Origin of the sequence: Tissierella simiarum (genome assembly GCF_018917865.1) — a bacterium.
GTDB lineage: Bacteria > Bacillota > Clostridia > Tissierellales > Tissierellaceae > Tissierella_C > Tissierella_C simiarum.
Window position 1 is genome coordinate 52,740 of sequence record NZ_JAHLPM010000002.1, and the last position, 19,721, is coordinate 72,460.

The following is a 19,721-nucleotide window of genomic DNA, read 5'->3' on the forward strand; positions in this document are numbered from 1 at the left end:
CCTATGGGTTATAAAAAAGACATATTCCAAATAAATATGTCCTACTCTTTTATCCTTAAATTCTCAATTATCTTTCCTGTTTCTTGTATATATTCTGGAATAATATTAAAATTTTTCTTTACAATATTCATAAATAATATATCTATTATGGTAAGTTGAGCTATTCTTGAAGCTACTGCTCCCATTCTAAGGTGTTTTTCAACTTCTGTAGTAAAAATTTTTATATCTGCTACTTTACTAACAGGATTATCTCCATATTTTGTTATAGAGATGGTCTTAGCTCCTCTCTTTCTAGATATTTCTAAAGCTTTATAGGTTTCAATAGTTTTTCCACTATGAGATATTCCTATAGCTACATCTTTTTCACTCATATTTGAAGCAGATACTAACTGAAGATGATGATCCATATGTATATTAGCATCTTTATTTATTCTAACTAACTTATACTGAAAATCTAAAGCTACTAACGAAGATACCCCTACTCCATAAAGATTTATTCTCTTAGCATTACTTATAGCATCTACTGCTTCATTTATTGTTTTCTCGTCCAGTAACTTTAAGGTATCCTTTATTGCTTTCATATTTTCCATAGCCACTTTATTCATAATATCCATAGTAGAATCATGAATTGTTATAGCTTCATATATACTGTTTTCATCTATTTCATAGTTCGGAATATCCTTTGCTAGAGCAATTTTCAACTCTTGAAATCCTGAATAACCAACTTTTTTAGAAAATCTTATAACACTAGCAGGACTGGTATTAGTTATCTCTGCTAATTCATTGGCAGTTAAATTATATACTTCGTCTTGATTTTCTAATATAAAATCAGCAATAACTTTTTCTATATCTGTTAATTCATTTAATAAATTCTTTATTCGTAGTATACTGCTCATGGCCCCCACCACCTTTGACTTTATTAAATATGTGGTGGCTAAAATTAACTTGGCCACCACATATATACATCCTTATTATACTATTTTATTTACAAAATAGGGATATAAGTTTCTATAAACTTCTTCGGGTATATCTATACCACAAATTGGAGTTTTTAATTTGTTAAAGATTCCATGATAGTCTGAACCACCAGTAACTATAATGTCTTTACTCTTGGCTATTCCTTTTAGTTCTTCTCTTATTTCCATATCATTGGAAGGATGATATATTTCTACTCCATCTAATAATCCACTATTTATTATTTCCAAATAAAGATCCTTATCTTTATTTTTAACTTTTATTGGATGGGCTAAAATTATGATTCCATTATTTCTTTTTATTAATTCACATATTTGTTGGAAGTCATAGTATTTGTAAGTATCTTCAACGTAATAAGGAGCTTCTTTCCCAAAATAAGCTTTTAAAGACATCATAATCTCTTCTTCTTTTAAATATCCATACTTACTTAAAGTTTTAAGCATCTTTGCCCTATACAATGGACCGCCTTTTCCTTCCTTGAAAAACTCCTCTTCTTCAATTTCTATACCATTATTATGCATTAGTTTTATCTGTTCTTTAGATCTATTATTTAAATAATTTAGCAAGATCTTTGAATATTCTATTAGCTCTAAGGATTTATAGTCTATGTTATATCCTAATACATGGAACTTAATTCCCTTCTCCACTGCTGTAAATTCTACAGCTGGAATTATAGGAATATTATTTTTTTTACTTAAGTCTACAGCCTTTTCTAAACCTAGTACTGTATCATGGTCTGTTATTGATATAGCAGACATCTTTAAATTTTTTCCTATTTCAAATATTTCTTCTAAAGTTGAACTTCCATCTGAATAGACAGAGTGCATATGAAAGTCAAATTTCATATTAACTCCCCCAATATTATTTTAAATTTAATACTTCATTTAATACAGAATGTTCTTCCATTCCATTACTTAAACTTCCATCTGGCATATCATCCCATTTAGTTACGTAAGTCAATACAAAGCCTCCTGCATAGGCTAATAATGTTCCTATTAGATAGTGAATTATACTTTCTGAAGGAATCAATAGTGTTAGAGGTAATCCAGATAATCCAATACCTATAGAAGCTACCTTCATCATAGATACATATGCTCCACCTATTACCGATCCAAGACAAGCAGTTATAAAAGGCTTACCTAGAGGCAATGTTACACCAAACATTAGTGGTTCCCCTACACCAAGCATAGCTACAGGTAATGAACTTCCTATAATCTTTTTAAGATTCTTATTCTTTGTTTTTAAATAAACTGCAATACCAGCTCCTACTTGTCCTGCTCCAGCCATAGCTAATATTGGTCTTAGAAGATCAACTCCTGTTTCTTTAAGTAAACTTACTTCTATTGGAGTCAGTGCTCTATGAAGACCGGTCATTACTAAAGGTAAGAAAGATCCTGATAAAACTGCTCCTACAAGGAATCCACCTCTATCTATTAGAGAGTTCACTATATTACTTAAACCTTGGGATAGTGCTACTCCTAAAGGATGGACTATGTAAAGACTCCCCAATCCTACTACGATTAAAACTATAGTTGGTGTCGCTATTAAGTCGATAACAGAAGGCATTATCTTTCTTAATTTTTTCTCTAGCCATGCTCCTATCATGCAAGCTATTAATACAGCAATAATCCCACCTTGTTCTGGTACAAGGTTTTCTCCATTTATAACTACTTTCGCTAGTCCTGGAGAACTTAAAATACCAGCAATAGCTCCTCCTAAAGTAACGCTTCCTCCAAATTCTTTAGCAGTATACATACCAACCATGATGCTCATATAAGTAAATACAGCTTTTCCTATTACTCCTAACATTGCATACATATTATCATCTATTAGTCCTAAGTTTTGAAGTAATTTAGATGAACCGTAAATAACTCCACAGCCAACAAAAGCTGGAATTAATGGAATAAAAATATTTGATAAATGTCTTAAAAATCTTTTGAAAGGAGTATTATTTTTTTCTTTTAATTCTGCCTTTCTAACTGCTACTTCATCCTCTTGCCCTACTTTTACTCCGACTAGTTTAGCTACTTCTCCTGATACCTTGGCAGCAGTTCCTGGTCCTAAAATAATTTGGAATTGACCACTTTGTTCAACTGTACTAAGAACACCTTCAACCTTAGCTAAGTCATTCTTATTCACTAATTCTTTGTCTTTAAGAACCAGTCTAAGTCTAGTTGCACAATGAGTTACACTTATAACGTTTTCCTTACCTCCAACGTTTTCTAAAATTCTTTTTCCCATTTCTTTGGGTGATAGTTTAGCCATTGGTCTTAACCTCCTTAATATTAGTATATATTTAAATAAATAAGGGTTTTAAAAACACCTTGCTTATTTTCATGGTTTAGTAGTTTACTTTTCTTTGTTAACTGCTTCTAATGCCTGTCTAACATGTCCATTATGTAAACTCAATATGTTCCTTGATTCTTCCATATTCAAATTAGTCAATATCATAAAAATACTTAATTTCACATCGTAGTCTGTTTCTTGTAAATATTTTAAAGCCTCTTCTTCTCCTACTCCTGTTGCTTCTCTAACAATCTTTTTGCATCTTTCTCTCAACTTTAGATTAGTCGCTTCAACATCTACCATTAAATTTTTATATACTTTTCCTAACTTAATCATAGATCCAGTAGTTAACATATTAAGAACCATCTTCTGTGCTGTTCCAGATTTAAGTCTAGTAGAGCCAGTGATTACTTCTCCTCCTACTACTGGTGCTATACATATATCTGCAACTTTTGCTATTTCTGAATCCTTATTATTTGTAACTCCTATAGTACTAGCACCTATACTTTTAGCATATTCTAAGCCTCCTATGACATAAGGTGTCCTGCCGCTTGCCGCTATACCTACTAAAACATCTTTTTCACTAAAATGAACCTTTTTCAAATCTTCTTTTCCAGCATCCTTATTATCTTCAGAACCTTCTATTGCTGAAAATACTGCTTTATCTCCTCCTGCAATTACTCCTTGTACCATTTCTGGTGAAGTTCCAAAAGTTGGAGGACATTCTGAGGCATCTAATATACCTAATCTGCCGCTAGTACCTGCACCTAAATAAATTAACTTTCCTCCCTGTTCTAACTTTTCTGCTATAACATCAACAGCTTTAGCAATATTTCCTATTTCTCTTTCTACTGCCAAGGCTACCTTTTTATCTTCACTGTTTATAACTTTAATCATTTCTTCTGTGGATAATAGGTCTATGTTCTCTGTATGAGGATTTCTAAGTTCTGTAGTTAAGTTATCAAGGTTTATTTTCATTTCTATCATCTCCCTCTATTATGCTGAAAATATCTAGTCGTAAAATTTTATTCCTTAAATTAAATGATATCATAAAATTTTATTTCTTTCTAGCTTAAAAAAATAATTCCTTCAATTGCTCATGTCAATTTTAGAATTTTCGTCTGTTTCAACTCTTTTATCCTGAATTTTAAATTTAACTCTTTTAAGAACTACTAAAACGCAGTAGACTCCTATTGCAGATACAATACTTAAGAAATAATATCCTAAACCTACTCCAATACCTATACAAGCCACTACCCAAAGAGTAGCTGCTGTAGTCAAACCTTTTACACTGCCCTTTTCGTGTATTATTGAACCTGCCCCTAAAAATCCTACTCCTGATATAACCTGAGCTATTATTCTCCCAGTATCTACTTTAAAAGTATTTGCAAGTTCAGGATACATAAGCATCAATTTTAAAGAATCCTGTACTAAATGAAGCTGTATCATAGATGTTATAGCTGCTCCAACACAGACTAATATATGAGTTATAAATCCTGCTGGCCTATTATGGTGTTCTCTTTCATATCCAATTAATCCACCTACTAATACAGCAAATGCAAAACGTATTATTACCTCATATTTTTCCATTTAACCCTCCCCCACCCCAATTAACTTTAAATCTTTTCTAAACTTTAAAGAAAATATACATTTTACAAATAGCAGTAGGAACTTAAGTTCCTACTGCTGTAAAACAATTAATTATTTTCTAACAAAGCTTCGTATACTAAAGATACTATACTTCCATACAGTCCTGTTTGGAAATCATCGCCTTCAAACTTTCCATCTTCAAATTTGGAATGTTTTTTATTAGTAAGAAGAACTATTGCCATATCATGTTTTGGATCAATAACAGTTAAAGTACCTGTCCACCCAGTATGACCTACCGCCAAGTTACTAGCATAAGGTCCAAATTGCCAAACTTTATCCATATTTCCTGCTCTATCCCATCCTAAACCAAAAGTTATACTATTATCAGATGGTTTAGTAAATTGATCTAATACATTACCATCAAATAATTTTGTGTTTCCATAGCCTCCATGATTTAGTATAGTTTGACAAAGAACAGCTAAATCTTTAGTCGTTGAAAATAAGCCAGCATGACCTGATACTCCGCCCATTGAATAAAAAGCTTTTTCATCATGAGCTTCTCCTTGTAACGTATGCTTTCTAATATTAGGGAAATCCCTTTCTCCACCTCTTGTATTTCCTAGGGTTTCTGTTGCAGCAAATTCATCTTTAGTGAAACCCTTTTCCAAAGGTAAAAATTTTGTATTCTTCAATCCTAATGGTTTGTAAATGTTTTCTTCTACATATTCATCTAATCTTTGACCTGTTATATTTTCAATTATATAGCCTAATAACATATAGTCAGTATCGCTGTATATAGTTTTAGTTCCTGTTTCATATTCTAATGGAGCTTTTTCTAATAATTCTAGAGTTTTTTCTCTATCGTGAGAGAAAAATTCTTCTCCTAATGGATTATCTGGCATATAAAATTTTATACTTGCAGCAAATCCAGCAGTATGATTTAATAAGTCCTTTACCTTTATATTCTCTCTTGTATCTCCTGTAAATCCAGGAATATAATCTATTACTTTTTTATTTACATCTAATTTTCCTTCACTAACTAGTTTTTGGATAGCTATATTGGTTGCATACATCTTTGTATTTGAAGCTAAATCAAATATTGTATCAGGGTCCATTGGTTGAAACTCATCAAGTAATTTTTCTCCATCATATTTAAGTTTATATCCATAAGCAGTATTTTTAACTATTTTTCCATCTTTAAGCACTAGAAGAACAGCACCTGGAAATCCTTCCTCTACTTCTTTATTGATAAAGTCATCAATCTCAGCCAATTTTTTATTAGAAAATCCTACATCTTCAGGATTTCCAATACCTATTTTAGGATAGAATAGATGTATATCTAGATATGTACCTTCTGGTTCTACGTTTAATACTTTTATGGTATTATCTCCATTAACTGTATATTCTCCTATGTCGAAAATCCTTTTCCCATGTTTTTCTTTTAAAACTTCATCAACTTTAATTTCATTTCCATTAATATACACTTCAGCAGATTCCACACCATAATTTTCAATTAAAATATGTCCCTTACCTTCATAGCCTTTAAAAACTTGTCTGTCCCTAGCAAAGATTCTACTAGTTGGTTCTTCTTCTGGAAATCTTGTATTTCCTTGAGATACCATTGCATCAGCATTAGCCATCAGAGGCATAAAATTAGTAAATAATAAAATAAATAATAATGATACAGATAAAAATCTCATACTACTTTTTTTATCCATTAATAAAACCTCCTTTTAATTTTTGTGAAATTTTATTTAATTAATTTTATTATATTGTAAAATTTTATTTCTAGCCAGTTAAAAAATGGATATTTTCATTTATTTTAAAATAAATATTCCCTTTTAAATTAAAATAATTTAAAAGGGAATATTTAAATGAATTATTTAAATTTGATTTTATTTAGCAGGAATCAATATTTGTTGGCCCGGAAAAATTAAATGTGGATTTGAAATTTTATTAAATTCAGCTATTTTTTGCCAAGTAGTATTAAATACTTTGCCTATTTTCCAAAGAGTATCGCCAGATTTAACATTATATTTTTCTACTGGAGTTTCTTGTTTAGTTTCAACTGTAACTACTTCTGCAGTTGTTTCTTTAGTTTCTTTTATTTCTGTAGGAACTACAGTAATATCTTTATCTTTCTTACCTTCTTGAGGAACTGATCTTCCTTCAACTTTTATATCTAATTCACCTATCTTTTGGATATAGTTTATTAACATTTCATTTAATGCTTCATATTCTCCGACTATTGGCTTTCCTATAAACATTTCATATTTATCTCCACCAGCAGCCATAAAATCATTGGTTGCTAATTTATAAGTCTTATTTAAATCTACAGGTTTTCCTTGAATCATTAAATCATATACTTTGTTTCCAGCATTTTTAGTTGGATCGAACTTAAAGGTCATACCGCCAACTTGTGGAAATGCACCGGCTGTTTCTGGGTAGGCAACTAAACCATTTTCTAAGGCATTTATTATATCTATTCCTTTTACTTCGATAACTACAGTATAGTTAGCAAATGGGAATGCAGTTAAAACATGACCTTTCTTAATAGGTCCTGCTTCTATAGAAGTTCTAATGCCGCCACCATTAGTGATAGCTACATCAGCTTTTGTTAAATCTAACATTGCATCTGCTAAAAGGTTTCCTAAATTAGATTCTTTAGTTCTTACAATTTCTCTTTCACCATCTAATTTTACTTTTGCTTCTCCTATAACAGCATCCATTACAGGTTTATCCTTTTCTTCTAATTCATTTATAAGTTTCATAATCTTTTCATCTTCTTTTACATCAACTGCTTCTTCTTTTGTAAACAATTTAGCTTCTTTCTTAGTAATCTTTCCATCAGTAAATTCAACATCTACAATACCTACATTCTTTAAATACTCTCCTGCTTGCACTATCAAAGTATTATTTACAAGTTTTCCTTCATCTAACTTTGAGTGGCTGTGACCATCTACTATTAAATCAATACCTGTAACCTTATTAGCTATGTCAATAGTTGTCGGATCACTTTCTTCATCAATTCCAATATGAGTTAGAGCAACTATCATATCTACTTCTTCTTTTTCTAGCTTAAGCACCATTTGTTGTGCAGTTTTTATAGGATCTTTAAAAAATATTCCTTCAGTATATTTTGGATTTGCTTTATGTTTTGTTTCTTCTGTAGCCAATCCAAAAATGCCAATCTTTAATCCGTCAACTTCTTTAATTACATACTCTTTAAATACATTTGTTCCATCGCCTTTAACTACATTAGCTGCTAATATAGGAAATTCAGCTATATCTTTTAGTTCTAATAATCTATCTGTACCATAATTGAAATCATGATTTCCTGGAACCATAGCATCGAAGCTCATTTCATTCATTAACTTAACCATAGCTTCCCCACGAGATATAGTAACGATTGGCAAACCATGTACTGTATCTCCAGCATTAAGTAAAATTAAGTTTGGATTTTCACTTTTAAGTTCTTTTAATTTAGTTTCTAATTTCCCAAATCCCATACCATCATATTTATCTTCTTTTATTCTACCATGGATGTCATTGGTATGAACAATGGTTAATTTCTTTACTTTTGCTTCCGCTGCAAAAGCTTTGTTTTGTGCTGGGATTATTAATATACCAAGAACTAAAGCAATTGATAAAAATAGACTCATAAATCTTTTGTTTGTTAATTTCATAATAAATCCTCCTTTAAATTTGATTATTAATTTAACTATACTCTTTTATATACTTTCTATAAATTTAAATAAAATCCTTCTTTTTGGAAATATTCTTTAGCAATAACTTATTTTTTATCCTTTATGTAGACTTAATTACCATATACAAAAATGTTCTTTTCCCGGGAAATATTAGGTAATGTTGTCGACAAAAGAAAAACCTGTCTTTTAAAGTTTTTAGAAAAAATATTGTTTTATTATTTTCTCCAATATACAGCAATAAAACCACCGCTATAAAAGTATTTATACTTAAATTAGCGGTGGTTTATGTCAATATTGTCTAATAAGATTAAATTTTATTTTATTTTAAAATAATGCTTTTATTATCATAGATACTACAATAGTTGTAACTCCCATAGAAGTAACATTTCCTATAGTTGGATGATATCCTTCAGGCAATTTATCACAAAAATATTCTGCTAGAGGTGCACCTATTATACCTCCTAATATTCCTGCTGTGGCTGCTACTCCAATAGATCCACCAAACATTAACACACAGGCAGGTCCTACACTTACTACTGGTACATAGGTACCATACCAACCTTTTTCTACATATTTGTCAAAATATAAAAATACTCCTACTGCTGAACCAATAATTTGAGATAATATTATTGCAGGTATAGTTCCAGAACCATAAGCTCCATGACCTATATTTAAAAACCAATCTATAATTGCTCCTATAATTACAAATAATCCTGCAATTTCATTACCGTAAAATTGAGCTTCAGAAAAGTCTGCAAAAACTCTTCTTACAAACCATGATGGTTTTCCCATCTCTTTCATAATATCTTCTTCGGATTTAGCTTTTCTATTTATAGCTTTAGAGGGCATTTTCTTCATCCAAGGCAAAGCCTTACAAATACCGCATATAATAATACCAGTCAAAGCCATAGTGAATACATTTGAAACTACTCCCGGCACTTCTAATACAGGAATTATATTATTTGTTATCCAAAAAGCTACGGGAAATCCTATTATTCCTCCGAGAATAGATCCTGTTAATAAAGCCTTAATGTTAGGTCCATATAATAACATTATAGCTGGAGGAGCCCCTACTACCATAACGAATGTTGGCAGCCAAGTATATTCTCCACCGTTAAAAAATTTTGTATAATTTAATACAAATATAGCTATAAATAAGGACAATAATTGAGATGCTAACACCCATGGCCATAGGTTAGAACCATAAGATACATTAAATCCTGCTAAAGATGAATCTTTAACATCTAACCTCCAGGCAATAAAACCGCCTAAAACTATACCTATTGAAGCAAAAACACCAGCATAAAATTGAGGTTCAGTAAAGTTCATTATATACCATATAAACTTATAGAATGTGTTATTACCTGCATTAGAAACAATGGTATTGTAATCTAGCCAATTACTAGTAACTTTAATACTATTTAATATAAAGTATATTCCAAATCCTATGGCTAAAGTAATAATTAATCCAGCTAGAGAACCTAATTTATGATCTTGTTTATTCTTTCTAAAACTTTCCATAGTCTTCCTCCTATCTATTGGTTTAGAATATGAGAAATATAAAATTTAGCCATTCTAACAACTGATTGTATTTCTATTCTTTCATTTTTTTGATGAGCCATTTTTTCTTCTCCAGGACCTAATATCACGAAGGGTACATTATAAAAAGGAATTACTTGAGAAGCATCAGTGTAAAAGTTGATTCCTTTAAAGTCTACTGGATAATCTAATTCTTCATAGGTTTTTATAATGTCTTTTACAAATTGTTCTTCCTTTTTTGTAGATATAGCTGGTCTATTATTTTCTATTACAATATTTAACTTTAATTGTGGGTTAAGTTCCTCCATTTCATCAGCAATCCTAAATGCCTTGTCCATTATATCTTCATGATCCATACCCGGGACTGTCCGAATATCCAAGGTTGCTTCTGCTTTACTAGGAGTAATATTGGTTTTAACACCACCTTTTAACTGAGTTATTGCAAATGTGGCTCTACCTAAAAGGGGATGTTGTTTTTCTAAATCTACAATTTTCTTTAGTTTATATATAAAATCTATTAAGTTTTCTACTGCATTTACTCCTAACTCTGGTTTAGAACCATGAGATTCTTTACCTGTAGCAAAGATTTGAAGCCACAAAGCTCCTTTTTCACATAATCCTATTTTTTCATCAGAAGGTTCTGCTATAAATATAACAGATACTCCATCTAAATATCCTTCTTCTCTTAAGGATGTTATTCCAATACCTCCTGATTCTTCATCAGCAGTAAATAGAAATTTCAAGTTAACTGAAGGAGTAATATGATTTTCAATAAAGTATAAGGCAGTTAAAATCATAGATGTTACTCCTCCTTTCATATCAGAAGATCCTCTTCCATAAAGATAGCCTTCTTCTATTAATCCTTCAAAAGGCGGATAATCCCAAGAAGATTCATCAGAAACAGGGACTGTATCTATATGTCCTATAAATGCTAAGGAATCCTTCCCTTTCCCAGGAATATTTATAACTAAAGACCCTCTGTTATTACCATGGTCTAATATATGGTAATCTACATCTTTAGGAAAATAGTCTAATATAGCCTTCACCATATCCATTTCATTTCCTAGAGGGTTGGTAGAATTGGTCTTAACTAACTTTTTCAATATTAAAGTAGCTTTATCTTCATTTAAAAAATCATTCCTAATATGGTTTCCCAAGCTACTCCCTCCTTTCAAATTTATTTTTTTAATGAAAAGATTACTAAGTCACCAACTCCAGTTCTCTTAACCATACCAAACTTACTTACAAATCCGCCAGCACCACTACCTCGCCTTACTGCTCTATTTTCAAACCCTACTACTTCTCCATTTACGATGGTATATACAGCAGATTTAACATCTTTATTTATAACAGTAACATTGCCTAATGCTCCTTTTCCTAGATGCCCTACTTTTTCAGTCCACCAGTTATCCCCAGTTTTTTCCTCCATTAATTTTACAGGATTATAGGTCATAGTTGCCACACTGTCCTTTAAAGGCAATACTCCCATTTCAACTAACTCTAATATAGCGGGAACATTATCTCTTGTATCCCCAAAGCCTTTCATAGTAGCATCATTTTGACCATCAGAAATCAATACATCCACTATACCTTTTTCTAAAGCATCGTAGGCAATTTCTTGGGCTTTCTTTGGCATGATAAGACCTTCTCTACTTCCTCCACCTTTTCTAAGCATAGTTGTAACAAATTCTCCAGTAACATGAGTCTTTTTACATAAATCTACTATTATCTTCATTGCTTCTATAGAATCCATATGAGTTCCACAGCCTGCTGCTGTAGCATGACCTAAATGCAACGGTCTTCCTTTAGAAAGTTCTTCTAACCTTAAAGCATGAGCTGGATCTTGAGTATGAGTCATATATACTAGTTTCGCCTTAGATGTTATTTCAAATATCTTATCTATGTTTTCATCAGACATAATAAAATGACCCATATGATCTTTAATTCCTACAATTAATGGAGCTGTAGTATTAGTAATTCCATTTCTAGTCATTTTGGTAGCAGCTATATCTGGATCTAATTCTCCTTTATATAACTGAATCAACTCTTCTACAGATAGCATAGTGGATAATACACTGGCCGCTCCTTGATAAACTCCAATATTTAAAGGCAACCCTCTATCTATTTCTGCACCTAATAATGCAGGTGCCATAAAAGTATTTCCTGCTCCAGGAGAAAGTCCCATAGTGACACCGTTTGCAGCAGCTCCATACATTGGATTTGTACTTACTTCAAATAAATCACCTAAGTGAAGATGCATATCTATAATTCCCGGCACTACAAGTAGCTCTTCACAATTAATAACCATATCTCCTTTTTCTGGATTAATATTAGAAGCCACTTCTTCAATTAATCCTTGATATATGGCTATATCTTTTACTTCTTCTATGTTGTTTTTAGGGTCTACTACTAGTCCATTTTTAAGAATTATTCTTCCCGTTTCTTTTACTTCTCCTATAGGATTACTAAGTTTATTATCTTTTACTGAGGCTAAAATTTCTTTCATCATGCCTACATTTTTTTCATACATAAATAGTATCCTCCTTTTGTTTTTTTACTTCTTATGTTAATTTTATAACTATTATTGTTTATATTCATTGTCCATGAAGTATAAAAAGAAGACTAAATATTAGTCTTCATGTACAAGGAATATTGATCTGACATACTCATTAGTCTTAAACAGAATTCAATATTAAACTTGGTTTCTCTATTATTTAAATCTAATTTTAAAACCTCACAAATTTTACCATATCTATATTTCATAGTGTTATAATGTATAAATAATTGTTCTGCTGTAGACTTTAAATTCCAATCATTTTTTACCAAGCAATACAAAGTTTCTACGTATTTTGTATTATTACTCTTGTCATAATCTACTAATGATTTAATGTTTTTATTACAAAAAGATTTTGCTTCTTCTTCTAAAGATAAATTATATAAAACATTGTAGATACCTAAGTCAGAGTAAAATACAATTCTATCTTTTTCATATATAGATCTGCCTATTCTTACTGCTTTTTGGGATTCTATAAAGCTAATATAAACATCCATTACAGACTCCTTATAGCTTCCAATTCCAATAGTTAAAGTAAAATTACTCCTATTTCTAACTTCTTCCCTAAGATTCTCTAAGACTTTCTGTAATCTTTCTTGAAACTTTATATATTCATCTATATCTGGTTCAATTAAATAAATAGTACTATCACTAAAGGTAGTATAGTAAACCTTCGAAAAGTTTTCCTTCATAATTTTTCTAGAGATGGAAAAGATTTTATCCCTTTCTATTTCTAAATTTCTTGTATTCTCTATAGAGATAAACTTCTCTTTAAAATTATCAATATCTAAAGTAATACAGATAAGACCTTTATCCATTTTCCATCCATAAAGAGCAGCTCTATTTTCCACTTCTTCTTTAGTTCTTATATTGTTCATAAGCAAATCTTGGACAAATTCATCTCTATATTTTTGTTCTATTTGACTGTTAGATAGTTTTTTCTGAATTTCTAATTTCAATACAGTACTGGCATGTTCAATAGTTACTTTTTCTAATCCATCATTATCTTCTTTTTCTTTTGTTACTATTAAATATCCGTATAATACGCTGCCTATTCTAACAGGATAAGAACTATATTTTTTAAGTAAATTATCCAGCCTAATTTCCCCAATATCAGATTTAAATTCCTTAGTATTTGACCTAATATAATTCTTATTAAACAATAAATCAATATAAGCTACGCTTTTCCCTAAAATCCTGTAAAGAGTATTCATTATATCCTCTGTACCCTTTCCTTTAATAGCAATCTCAGTAAAAGATCTATGGATTTTCTCCGATCTTTCTAATTTCTTAGCTTGAGTATTTACGATTCTAGATAATACCGGATTTATTACGTCTGTAAAAGCATAATGATCAGGAACAAATATAATAGGAAATTTCAGCTGATCTCCTACTTTTTTTACTTCCTCTGGAAGTTTTTTTATAAATCGATTCAATTTTATTCCCAAAGCTGACGTTCCAGCATTATTTAACCTTATTACTAAATCCTTCAACTCTAAAGGATCATCCTTCATTACGTATGCCGTTGTAATTAAGAACTCTCCTCCCTTCATCCAGTTATATATATCTGGAGCATCCATTACACTAACAGTACTCACATTTCTATTTAGTCCTTCTTCTCCTGCTAAAACATAAAAATCATCAAATTGTTTAAGTAAATCCTGAACCCTCATAGTCTTCTTCCCTTCCGTAAAAGATTCCATCTCTATATATACTTATGTCCATTTTCTTTACTTTTACTTATATCATTTTTTAACATCTAAATAGTGATTGAAGAAATTTAATATTTAGATTTTCATTGTATCATATTTAGTATATAGATAAATATTATACAAACAAAAATCTGCTTTTTGGTATAGTACCAAAAAGTAGATTTTATTTATTAATTCTATTCTACATTTTCTTGGAATTTTAATATTTATATAACTTTGTACTGATAAATTTTCTCTACTCTATCTTGCACCTCTTCGCTTTATTTTAAAAATCTAAACTGTCAAAGGATATATCACCACTGTCTTCAGATTGAAGTCTATCTTCTTCCTTTAAATATTGACGATCCACTATTTTTATAAAGGGTATATAGATAAATACACCTATGATAAATAATATAATTTGTAAAATAGCTCCTCTAATTCCAGATACTAAAAAGCCTGAGAATACTAGAGGTGTAGTCCAAGGTACTGATACTCCATTTGTGAGAGGAACAATACCTAAGCTCATAGCAAAATAAGCAATTATAATATTTATAGTGGGAACCAACATAAATGGTATCAACATTATTGGGTTAAGCATTATAGGTAGACCAAATATAATAGGTTCATTAATTCCAAATATTCCTGGCAATAAAGATAGTTTTCCTAGTTCTTTTATACGTTTACTTTTACAGATATATAGCATGGCGACAATTAAAGACAATGTACTTCCTGCCCCTCCAAAGGTAGCAAACATATCTTGAAATGTACCAGTGATGATATTTGGTATCGGTAATCCTGCTTGAAATGCAGCTAAATTTTCAGCTGAAAGTACTCTTAATATTGGGTTATATACTGCCCCAACAACACTTGAACCATTGATTCCAAAGAACCAGAACAAATGTAAAAATATATAAGCAATAACCATAGCTGGCAAGGTATTTCCTAGGCTTGTCAATGGAGCTTGTAAATAAGTATAAATAATTTCATGTACATTTCCATAAGAAGTAAACTCAAATAAAGTTTTAACTATAAAAAACACTACCATAACTATACCAGAAGGTATTAGCGCTGCGAAAGATTTAGCTACTGTTGGTGGGACTCCCTCCGGCATTTTAATAATCCAGCCTTTTTTAACTATCTTAGCAAAAAGTAGTACAGAAGTTAAAGCTGTAATCATACCTACAAATAATCCATTAGAACCAACCCATTTCAAAGGTATACTTTTTACCTCATAAACAACTTCCATATCATTTGGAGTAAAATTTGTTATAAATGGAGTTAGTATAAAAAAAGCTACTAGAGCAATAGCACTTGATGCAATAGCATCTACATCTAATTGTCTACCTAAACTATAACCAATTCCTAATACGGCTAGAATAGTCATTACATCAAAAGTTGCTCTTACAGGCTGCATTAATTTTGTTGCCCAACCTTCTCCAAAAAATTTTGCTAAAAAATCATTCCATCCTGGTATTGGAAAGTTGGCAACAAGTAAGAAAAATGATCCTATGATTAATAGAGGTGATGAAATTAAAAATCCATCTCGAATAGCAATTAAGTATTTATTCTTACCTATTTTTTCGGCAAGAGGCATTAAAAGCTTTTCTAAAGAATCCATAAATCTTTGCATAAAATATCCCTCCTATTTATTTTTTTCATTTTCTTTTATAAGTTTAATAGCAAATTTCAAAACGTTTTCACCATTCATTACCCCATAATCTACTGGATTGATAACTTCTATAGGCATGCCTAAGTCTTTGTATTTTTCCTGCATTTCATTTAATAGAAATCTAACTTGAGGTCCTAACAATATACAATCTGGTCTTTCCTCTGTTATAATGGCATGAGCTTTAACGAAAGGAAAGGCTTCAATTTTCACAGATAAATTATGTTTTTCAGCCACATCTTGCATTTTTTTTACTAATAAACTTGTAGACATACCAGCATCACAAAATAAATAAATTTTTCTCATATGAAAAACTCCTCTCTAATTATTTATTTTTCAATTCATTTTTTAATTGGTTTATTTCTTTTTGCATAGAAATCATATTCTTTATTAAATTTTGAGATAGTATAGTACTCATTAAATGATCTTGGGCATGAACCATCAATAAATTAATTTCTCTGTGTTGACCAGCAGCTTCCCCTTGTATTAGCTTTGTTTGTATATTATGAGCTTTTAATATGCTTTCTGTAGCCATATCCATAAGTTTTTCTGCCTCATTATATTCTTCCTTTTTTACTGCATTAAAAGCTTCAAATATTAGACTCCTTCCTTCACCAGAACAGCTTATCAAATTAAATATAATTTCTTCCTCAATATCTAGATCTTTTATATTTGCCATGTAGATTCCTCCAAACTTTTAGATGTTGTAAATAATATATAGCAATTTTCATACCAAGTTATTTAAACAGCTCGTTATCTAATAAATTGGGCAATATATATATTTCTTCTATACTCATTTTATACACATCAGCTTGAAATCCTTAAATTAAAATAAAAAACAAGATCTTAAGCTTTAGTACACTAACTTAAAACCTTGTTTTTCATAATTTTATATACACATTCATTGCTATTCTATACACATCAGTATATTTTACATACTAATAATATTCCTTACTATAAAACAGATAGCATCTATATCAAATTTTATTTTATAATACTCCTCTATGACTTTTATAACTTCTTTAACTAAACTTATTTCCTTATCATATTTTCCCAATATTAAATCCTTATAATAGCAAGTTGGACTAAGTCCTCCACCTACTAAATTATTGATACTACAGGCCATATGTACTTTTAATCCTGTATAAGTGGCTTGTGACATCTTTTTGTTAATATTTCTCTCAATGTTTAATATAAAATCATCATATATTTTTTCATATATAGATAAATCAATATTTTGCAGCTCATCTTCCAATGCTTTTGCAAAGCTTTCATAACTGCTGCTTGTAGCTTTTCCTTCTATAATATTTATCAGCTTATCACAATCATTATCCATAAAAACATCATAAGTCGATATATAAGGTATCCCATATATATTAGGATTGATAGTACCAACTATAGCTAAAATATTTTTTTCTTTTGATATATTATTAATCTGTTTAAACATATGATCTTTATTATTCAAAGACATAGGAAAAACTTCTAAATTATGCTTTTTAATATTAACCTTACTTTCAATAAAACTTTTAAGCTTTATTGCACTTCCTTCTCCCGTGGTACATAAAGTCACTATTATATTTTCCTTGTTCGGCAGAAAGTGTTCTCTTACCTTCATATTGTAAGATGTATACTGGTATACATTCTTTAGCATTTCTTCATATATTTTTTCAATATCCGATTCGATAATAGCTTTTCTTGAACATTCTAATGCTATTGGAGTGGTAACCATATCTATAGATTTTATCTTTATTCCAGTATCTCTACTAATCAACTCTCCGAATATACCTAAAGAGCCCATATCTACTAATAGAAGGGTACCTGCTCCTTGTTCTTTTTTTATTATTAATTCCTTTAATTCTTCATAGGCATCTTTTGTACTTTTCTCTAAAGGCATATCATATCCGTAAACATTATTTGCTCCTACTAAAGAATTCACTACTTCTGCCATAGATGAAGCTGTGGCTCTGCCATGCATGGCAATTATAACTATGGGCTTGCCATATGCTGACTTATTTTCTATTTCATCTACAGTTAAAAACATAGTAATAAACCCTATTTCATCTTCAGGAACTGTTATTCCATAATTTGACTCTATTTTCTTAGATAATTCTTCTGCTATTTCATATTCCTTACCATAATCTTTTTGTATATTTTCTAGATTATGATTGACTATATCTTTATTTTCTTTCAATCTATTTATGCTTCCATTTATATGAAGACATAAACCGTAAAAAACTTTATTGGGAAAAATCCTATCTAACTTTTTACTAGCATCTCGTAAAAAACTTTCCACTATATCTATAAGTTTTTCATCTACAATTTTTGAAAGCTGTTCTTTATGAATTCCCAGCTTAAAACTTCTCATAAAGTTTTTAAAGTAATTTTCTATATCTAATTCCATCATCAATCTTATATCTTCTGCCTTTAAATCCCTTTGCTGAAGTTCATTCATTCTCTTTTCTATTTCTTCATAAAAATTATCTGGTAAAGAGTAATCCCCTTCTTCTAAAAAACTTTTAGGTCCTTTGGATGTAAACTCTAGTCTAGCATTATCTTTAATTAACTTGTCTACTTCATTTCTATGACTCTTATATATTAAAAGTCCTTGGTTAACATGGGAAGCAAAATCTGTACAATGAACTACTATATTTTTTAGTCCATTGGAAACAGAATTTAAAAAGGCATTGGCACAACCTAATTGTATATCACTTTTAAGCTGCCCCACATTTCCAGAACATTCATAAAGCAAAAGCTGCCTCATAGTGTTAGTAGAAACTTGTATACTTCTTCCTATTCTCCCAGCCTCTATAGTAAAAAATTCGTAAATTAATTGAAACCTTTCTTCTAAACTTCTCTCCTTTAACTGAGGAATCTCTATAGTCATGGGAATCCTTCTAGTGAAAGTAGTCAGCAAAACATTGTCTATATCTTCAGTAGTAGCACATATTATTAAAACCTTACTTTCTCTTTTCTTCTCGTCTCCTAAAGGCGTATATAATCCCTTATCTATAAGGTAGAATAGCATTTCTTGTCCTTCTGGAGGCAGTCTATGAACTTCATCTAAAAATAAAACTCCTCCATTTGCCTTAGCAACTATTCCCTCTTTATCTTTATCTGCACCAGTAAAGGCACCTTTTTTACACCCAAAAAGATAGGTTAGCAAAAGCTGGGGATTGTTAGCATAATCTGCACAGTTAAAAGCAATAAAAGGTGAATCTATAGGAAATGTAGAATTTTCTATGGCAAAATTAAACATCAATTCTGCAAACATAGTCTTACCTACTCCACTAGGCCCTAATATTAAAGTATGTAATCCGTTAGGAGGATACAATATGGCAGCCTTAGCCTGTTGTATACTCTTCTTAAGAGAATCACTACTTCCAATTAACATATCAAAATTTCCCGTAGTCTTAAAAGTAGTTGTTCCCCTTTTCTCATCTTTATTTAAGGTATATAATACGGGTTTCCCTCTAATTTTTAAAAGCTTTCCTTCTTTATACAGTTCATTTAATAAGGAGCTGGCATTACTTCTATGCATATTTAACATTTTTGCAATTTCTCCAGCAGAAATACCTTTGGAAGAATTGACAATAGATTCTTTAACAATAGCAAAAACCTTTTCTTTATTGTTCTTCATAAGCTCCACTTCCTATTAGGATAAATTTAATACCATTCTATCAATAATTGAAAAACTTCACAAGGAAAGCTAG

At 30.5% G+C, this 19,721-nt stretch carries 15 protein-coding genes; all 15 read right to left on the reverse strand.

From position 1 onward, the window contains the following. Nucleotides 1-41 precede the first annotated feature (41 nt). Nucleotides 42-896, reverse strand: coding sequence for a MurR/RpiR family transcriptional regulator (locus KQI42_RS02695; RefSeq protein WP_216516484.1), 855 nt, complete (start codon nucleotides 894-896; stop codon nucleotides 42-44). 75 nt (nucleotides 897-971) lie between these two features. After that, entirely contained in the window at nucleotides 972-1,820 is an 849-nt protein-coding gene (locus KQI42_RS02700; protein ID WP_216516486.1) for a PHP domain-containing protein, read from the reverse strand. Between the two features lie 16 nt (nucleotides 1,821-1,836). Continuing rightward, nucleotides 1,837-3,240: a PTS transporter subunit EIIC gene (locus KQI42_RS02705; RefSeq protein ID WP_246566024.1), complete on the reverse strand. Its 1,404-nt coding sequence runs from the start codon at nucleotides 3,238-3,240 to the stop codon at nucleotides 1,837-1,839. 84 nt (nucleotides 3,241-3,324) lie between these two features. Beyond that, entirely contained in the window at nucleotides 3,325-4,239 is a 915-nt protein-coding gene (gene murQ / locus KQI42_RS02710; RefSeq protein ID WP_216516488.1) for an N-acetylmuramic acid 6-phosphate etherase, read from the reverse strand. A gap of 111 nt (nucleotides 4,240-4,350) precedes the next feature. After that, on the reverse strand, nucleotides 4,351-4,851 hold the full coding sequence (locus tag KQI42_RS02715; protein ID WP_216516490.1) for an MgtC/SapB family protein: 501 nt from the start codon (nucleotides 4,849-4,851) through the stop codon (nucleotides 4,351-4,353). Between the two features lie 107 nt (nucleotides 4,852-4,958). After that, on the reverse strand, nucleotides 4,959-6,569 hold the full coding sequence (gene pbp4b, locus KQI42_RS02720; protein ID WP_216516492.1) for a penicillin binding protein PBP4B: 1,611 nt from the start codon (nucleotides 6,567-6,569) through the stop codon (nucleotides 4,959-4,961). Nucleotides 6,570-6,746: 177 nt separating this feature from the next. Next, nucleotides 6,747-8,537: a 5'-nucleotidase C-terminal domain-containing protein gene (locus tag KQI42_RS02725; RefSeq protein WP_216516494.1), complete on the reverse strand. Its 1,791-nt coding sequence runs from the start codon at nucleotides 8,535-8,537 to the stop codon at nucleotides 6,747-6,749. A 345-nt stretch (nucleotides 8,538-8,882) separates the two neighbouring features. Next, nucleotides 8,883-10,079 carry a hypothetical protein gene (locus tag KQI42_RS02730; RefSeq protein ID WP_216516497.1) on the reverse strand — a complete coding sequence of 399 codons (1,197 nt, stop codon included), beginning with the start codon at nucleotides 10,077-10,079 and terminating at the stop codon, nucleotides 8,883-8,885. A gap of 14 nt (nucleotides 10,080-10,093) precedes the next feature. Then, nucleotides 10,094-11,254, reverse strand: a complete 1,161-nt coding sequence (locus KQI42_RS02735) for a M20 family metallopeptidase (protein WP_216516499.1) — start codon at nucleotides 11,252-11,254, stop codon at nucleotides 10,094-10,096. A gap of 20 nt (nucleotides 11,255-11,274) precedes the next feature. Continuing rightward, nucleotides 11,275-12,627: an amidohydrolase family protein gene (locus KQI42_RS02740; RefSeq protein WP_216516501.1), complete on the reverse strand. Its 1,353-nt coding sequence runs from the start codon at nucleotides 12,625-12,627 to the stop codon at nucleotides 11,275-11,277. 92 nt (nucleotides 12,628-12,719) lie between these two features. Beyond that, a complete protein-coding gene (locus KQI42_RS02745; RefSeq protein WP_216516503.1) occupies nucleotides 12,720-14,324 on the reverse strand; it encodes a PucR family transcriptional regulator in 1,605 nt (534 codons plus the stop codon). Nucleotides 14,325-14,628: 304 nt separating this feature from the next. Beyond that, nucleotides 14,629-15,975, reverse strand: coding sequence for a PTS cellobiose transporter subunit IIC (celB, locus tag KQI42_RS02750; RefSeq protein WP_216516505.1), 1,347 nt, complete (start codon nucleotides 15,973-15,975; stop codon nucleotides 14,629-14,631). 12 nt (nucleotides 15,976-15,987) lie between these two features. Then, nucleotides 15,988-16,317 carry a PTS sugar transporter subunit IIB gene (locus KQI42_RS02755; RefSeq protein WP_216516508.1) on the reverse strand — a complete coding sequence of 110 codons (330 nt, stop codon included), beginning with the start codon at nucleotides 16,315-16,317 and terminating at the stop codon, nucleotides 15,988-15,990. A gap of 19 nt (nucleotides 16,318-16,336) precedes the next feature. Next, the gene (locus tag KQI42_RS02760; RefSeq protein ID WP_216516510.1) at nucleotides 16,337-16,690 is read right to left on the reverse strand and encodes a PTS lactose/cellobiose transporter subunit IIA; all 354 of its coding nucleotides are present in this window, start codon (nucleotides 16,688-16,690) and stop codon (nucleotides 16,337-16,339) included. A gap of 252 nt (nucleotides 16,691-16,942) precedes the next feature. Beyond that, nucleotides 16,943-19,648 (reverse strand): sigma-54-dependent transcriptional regulator, encoded by a 2,706-nt coding sequence (locus KQI42_RS02765; RefSeq protein ID WP_216516512.1) that lies wholly within the window; start codon nucleotides 19,646-19,648, stop codon nucleotides 16,943-16,945. Nucleotides 19,649-19,721: the final 73 nt, after the last annotated feature.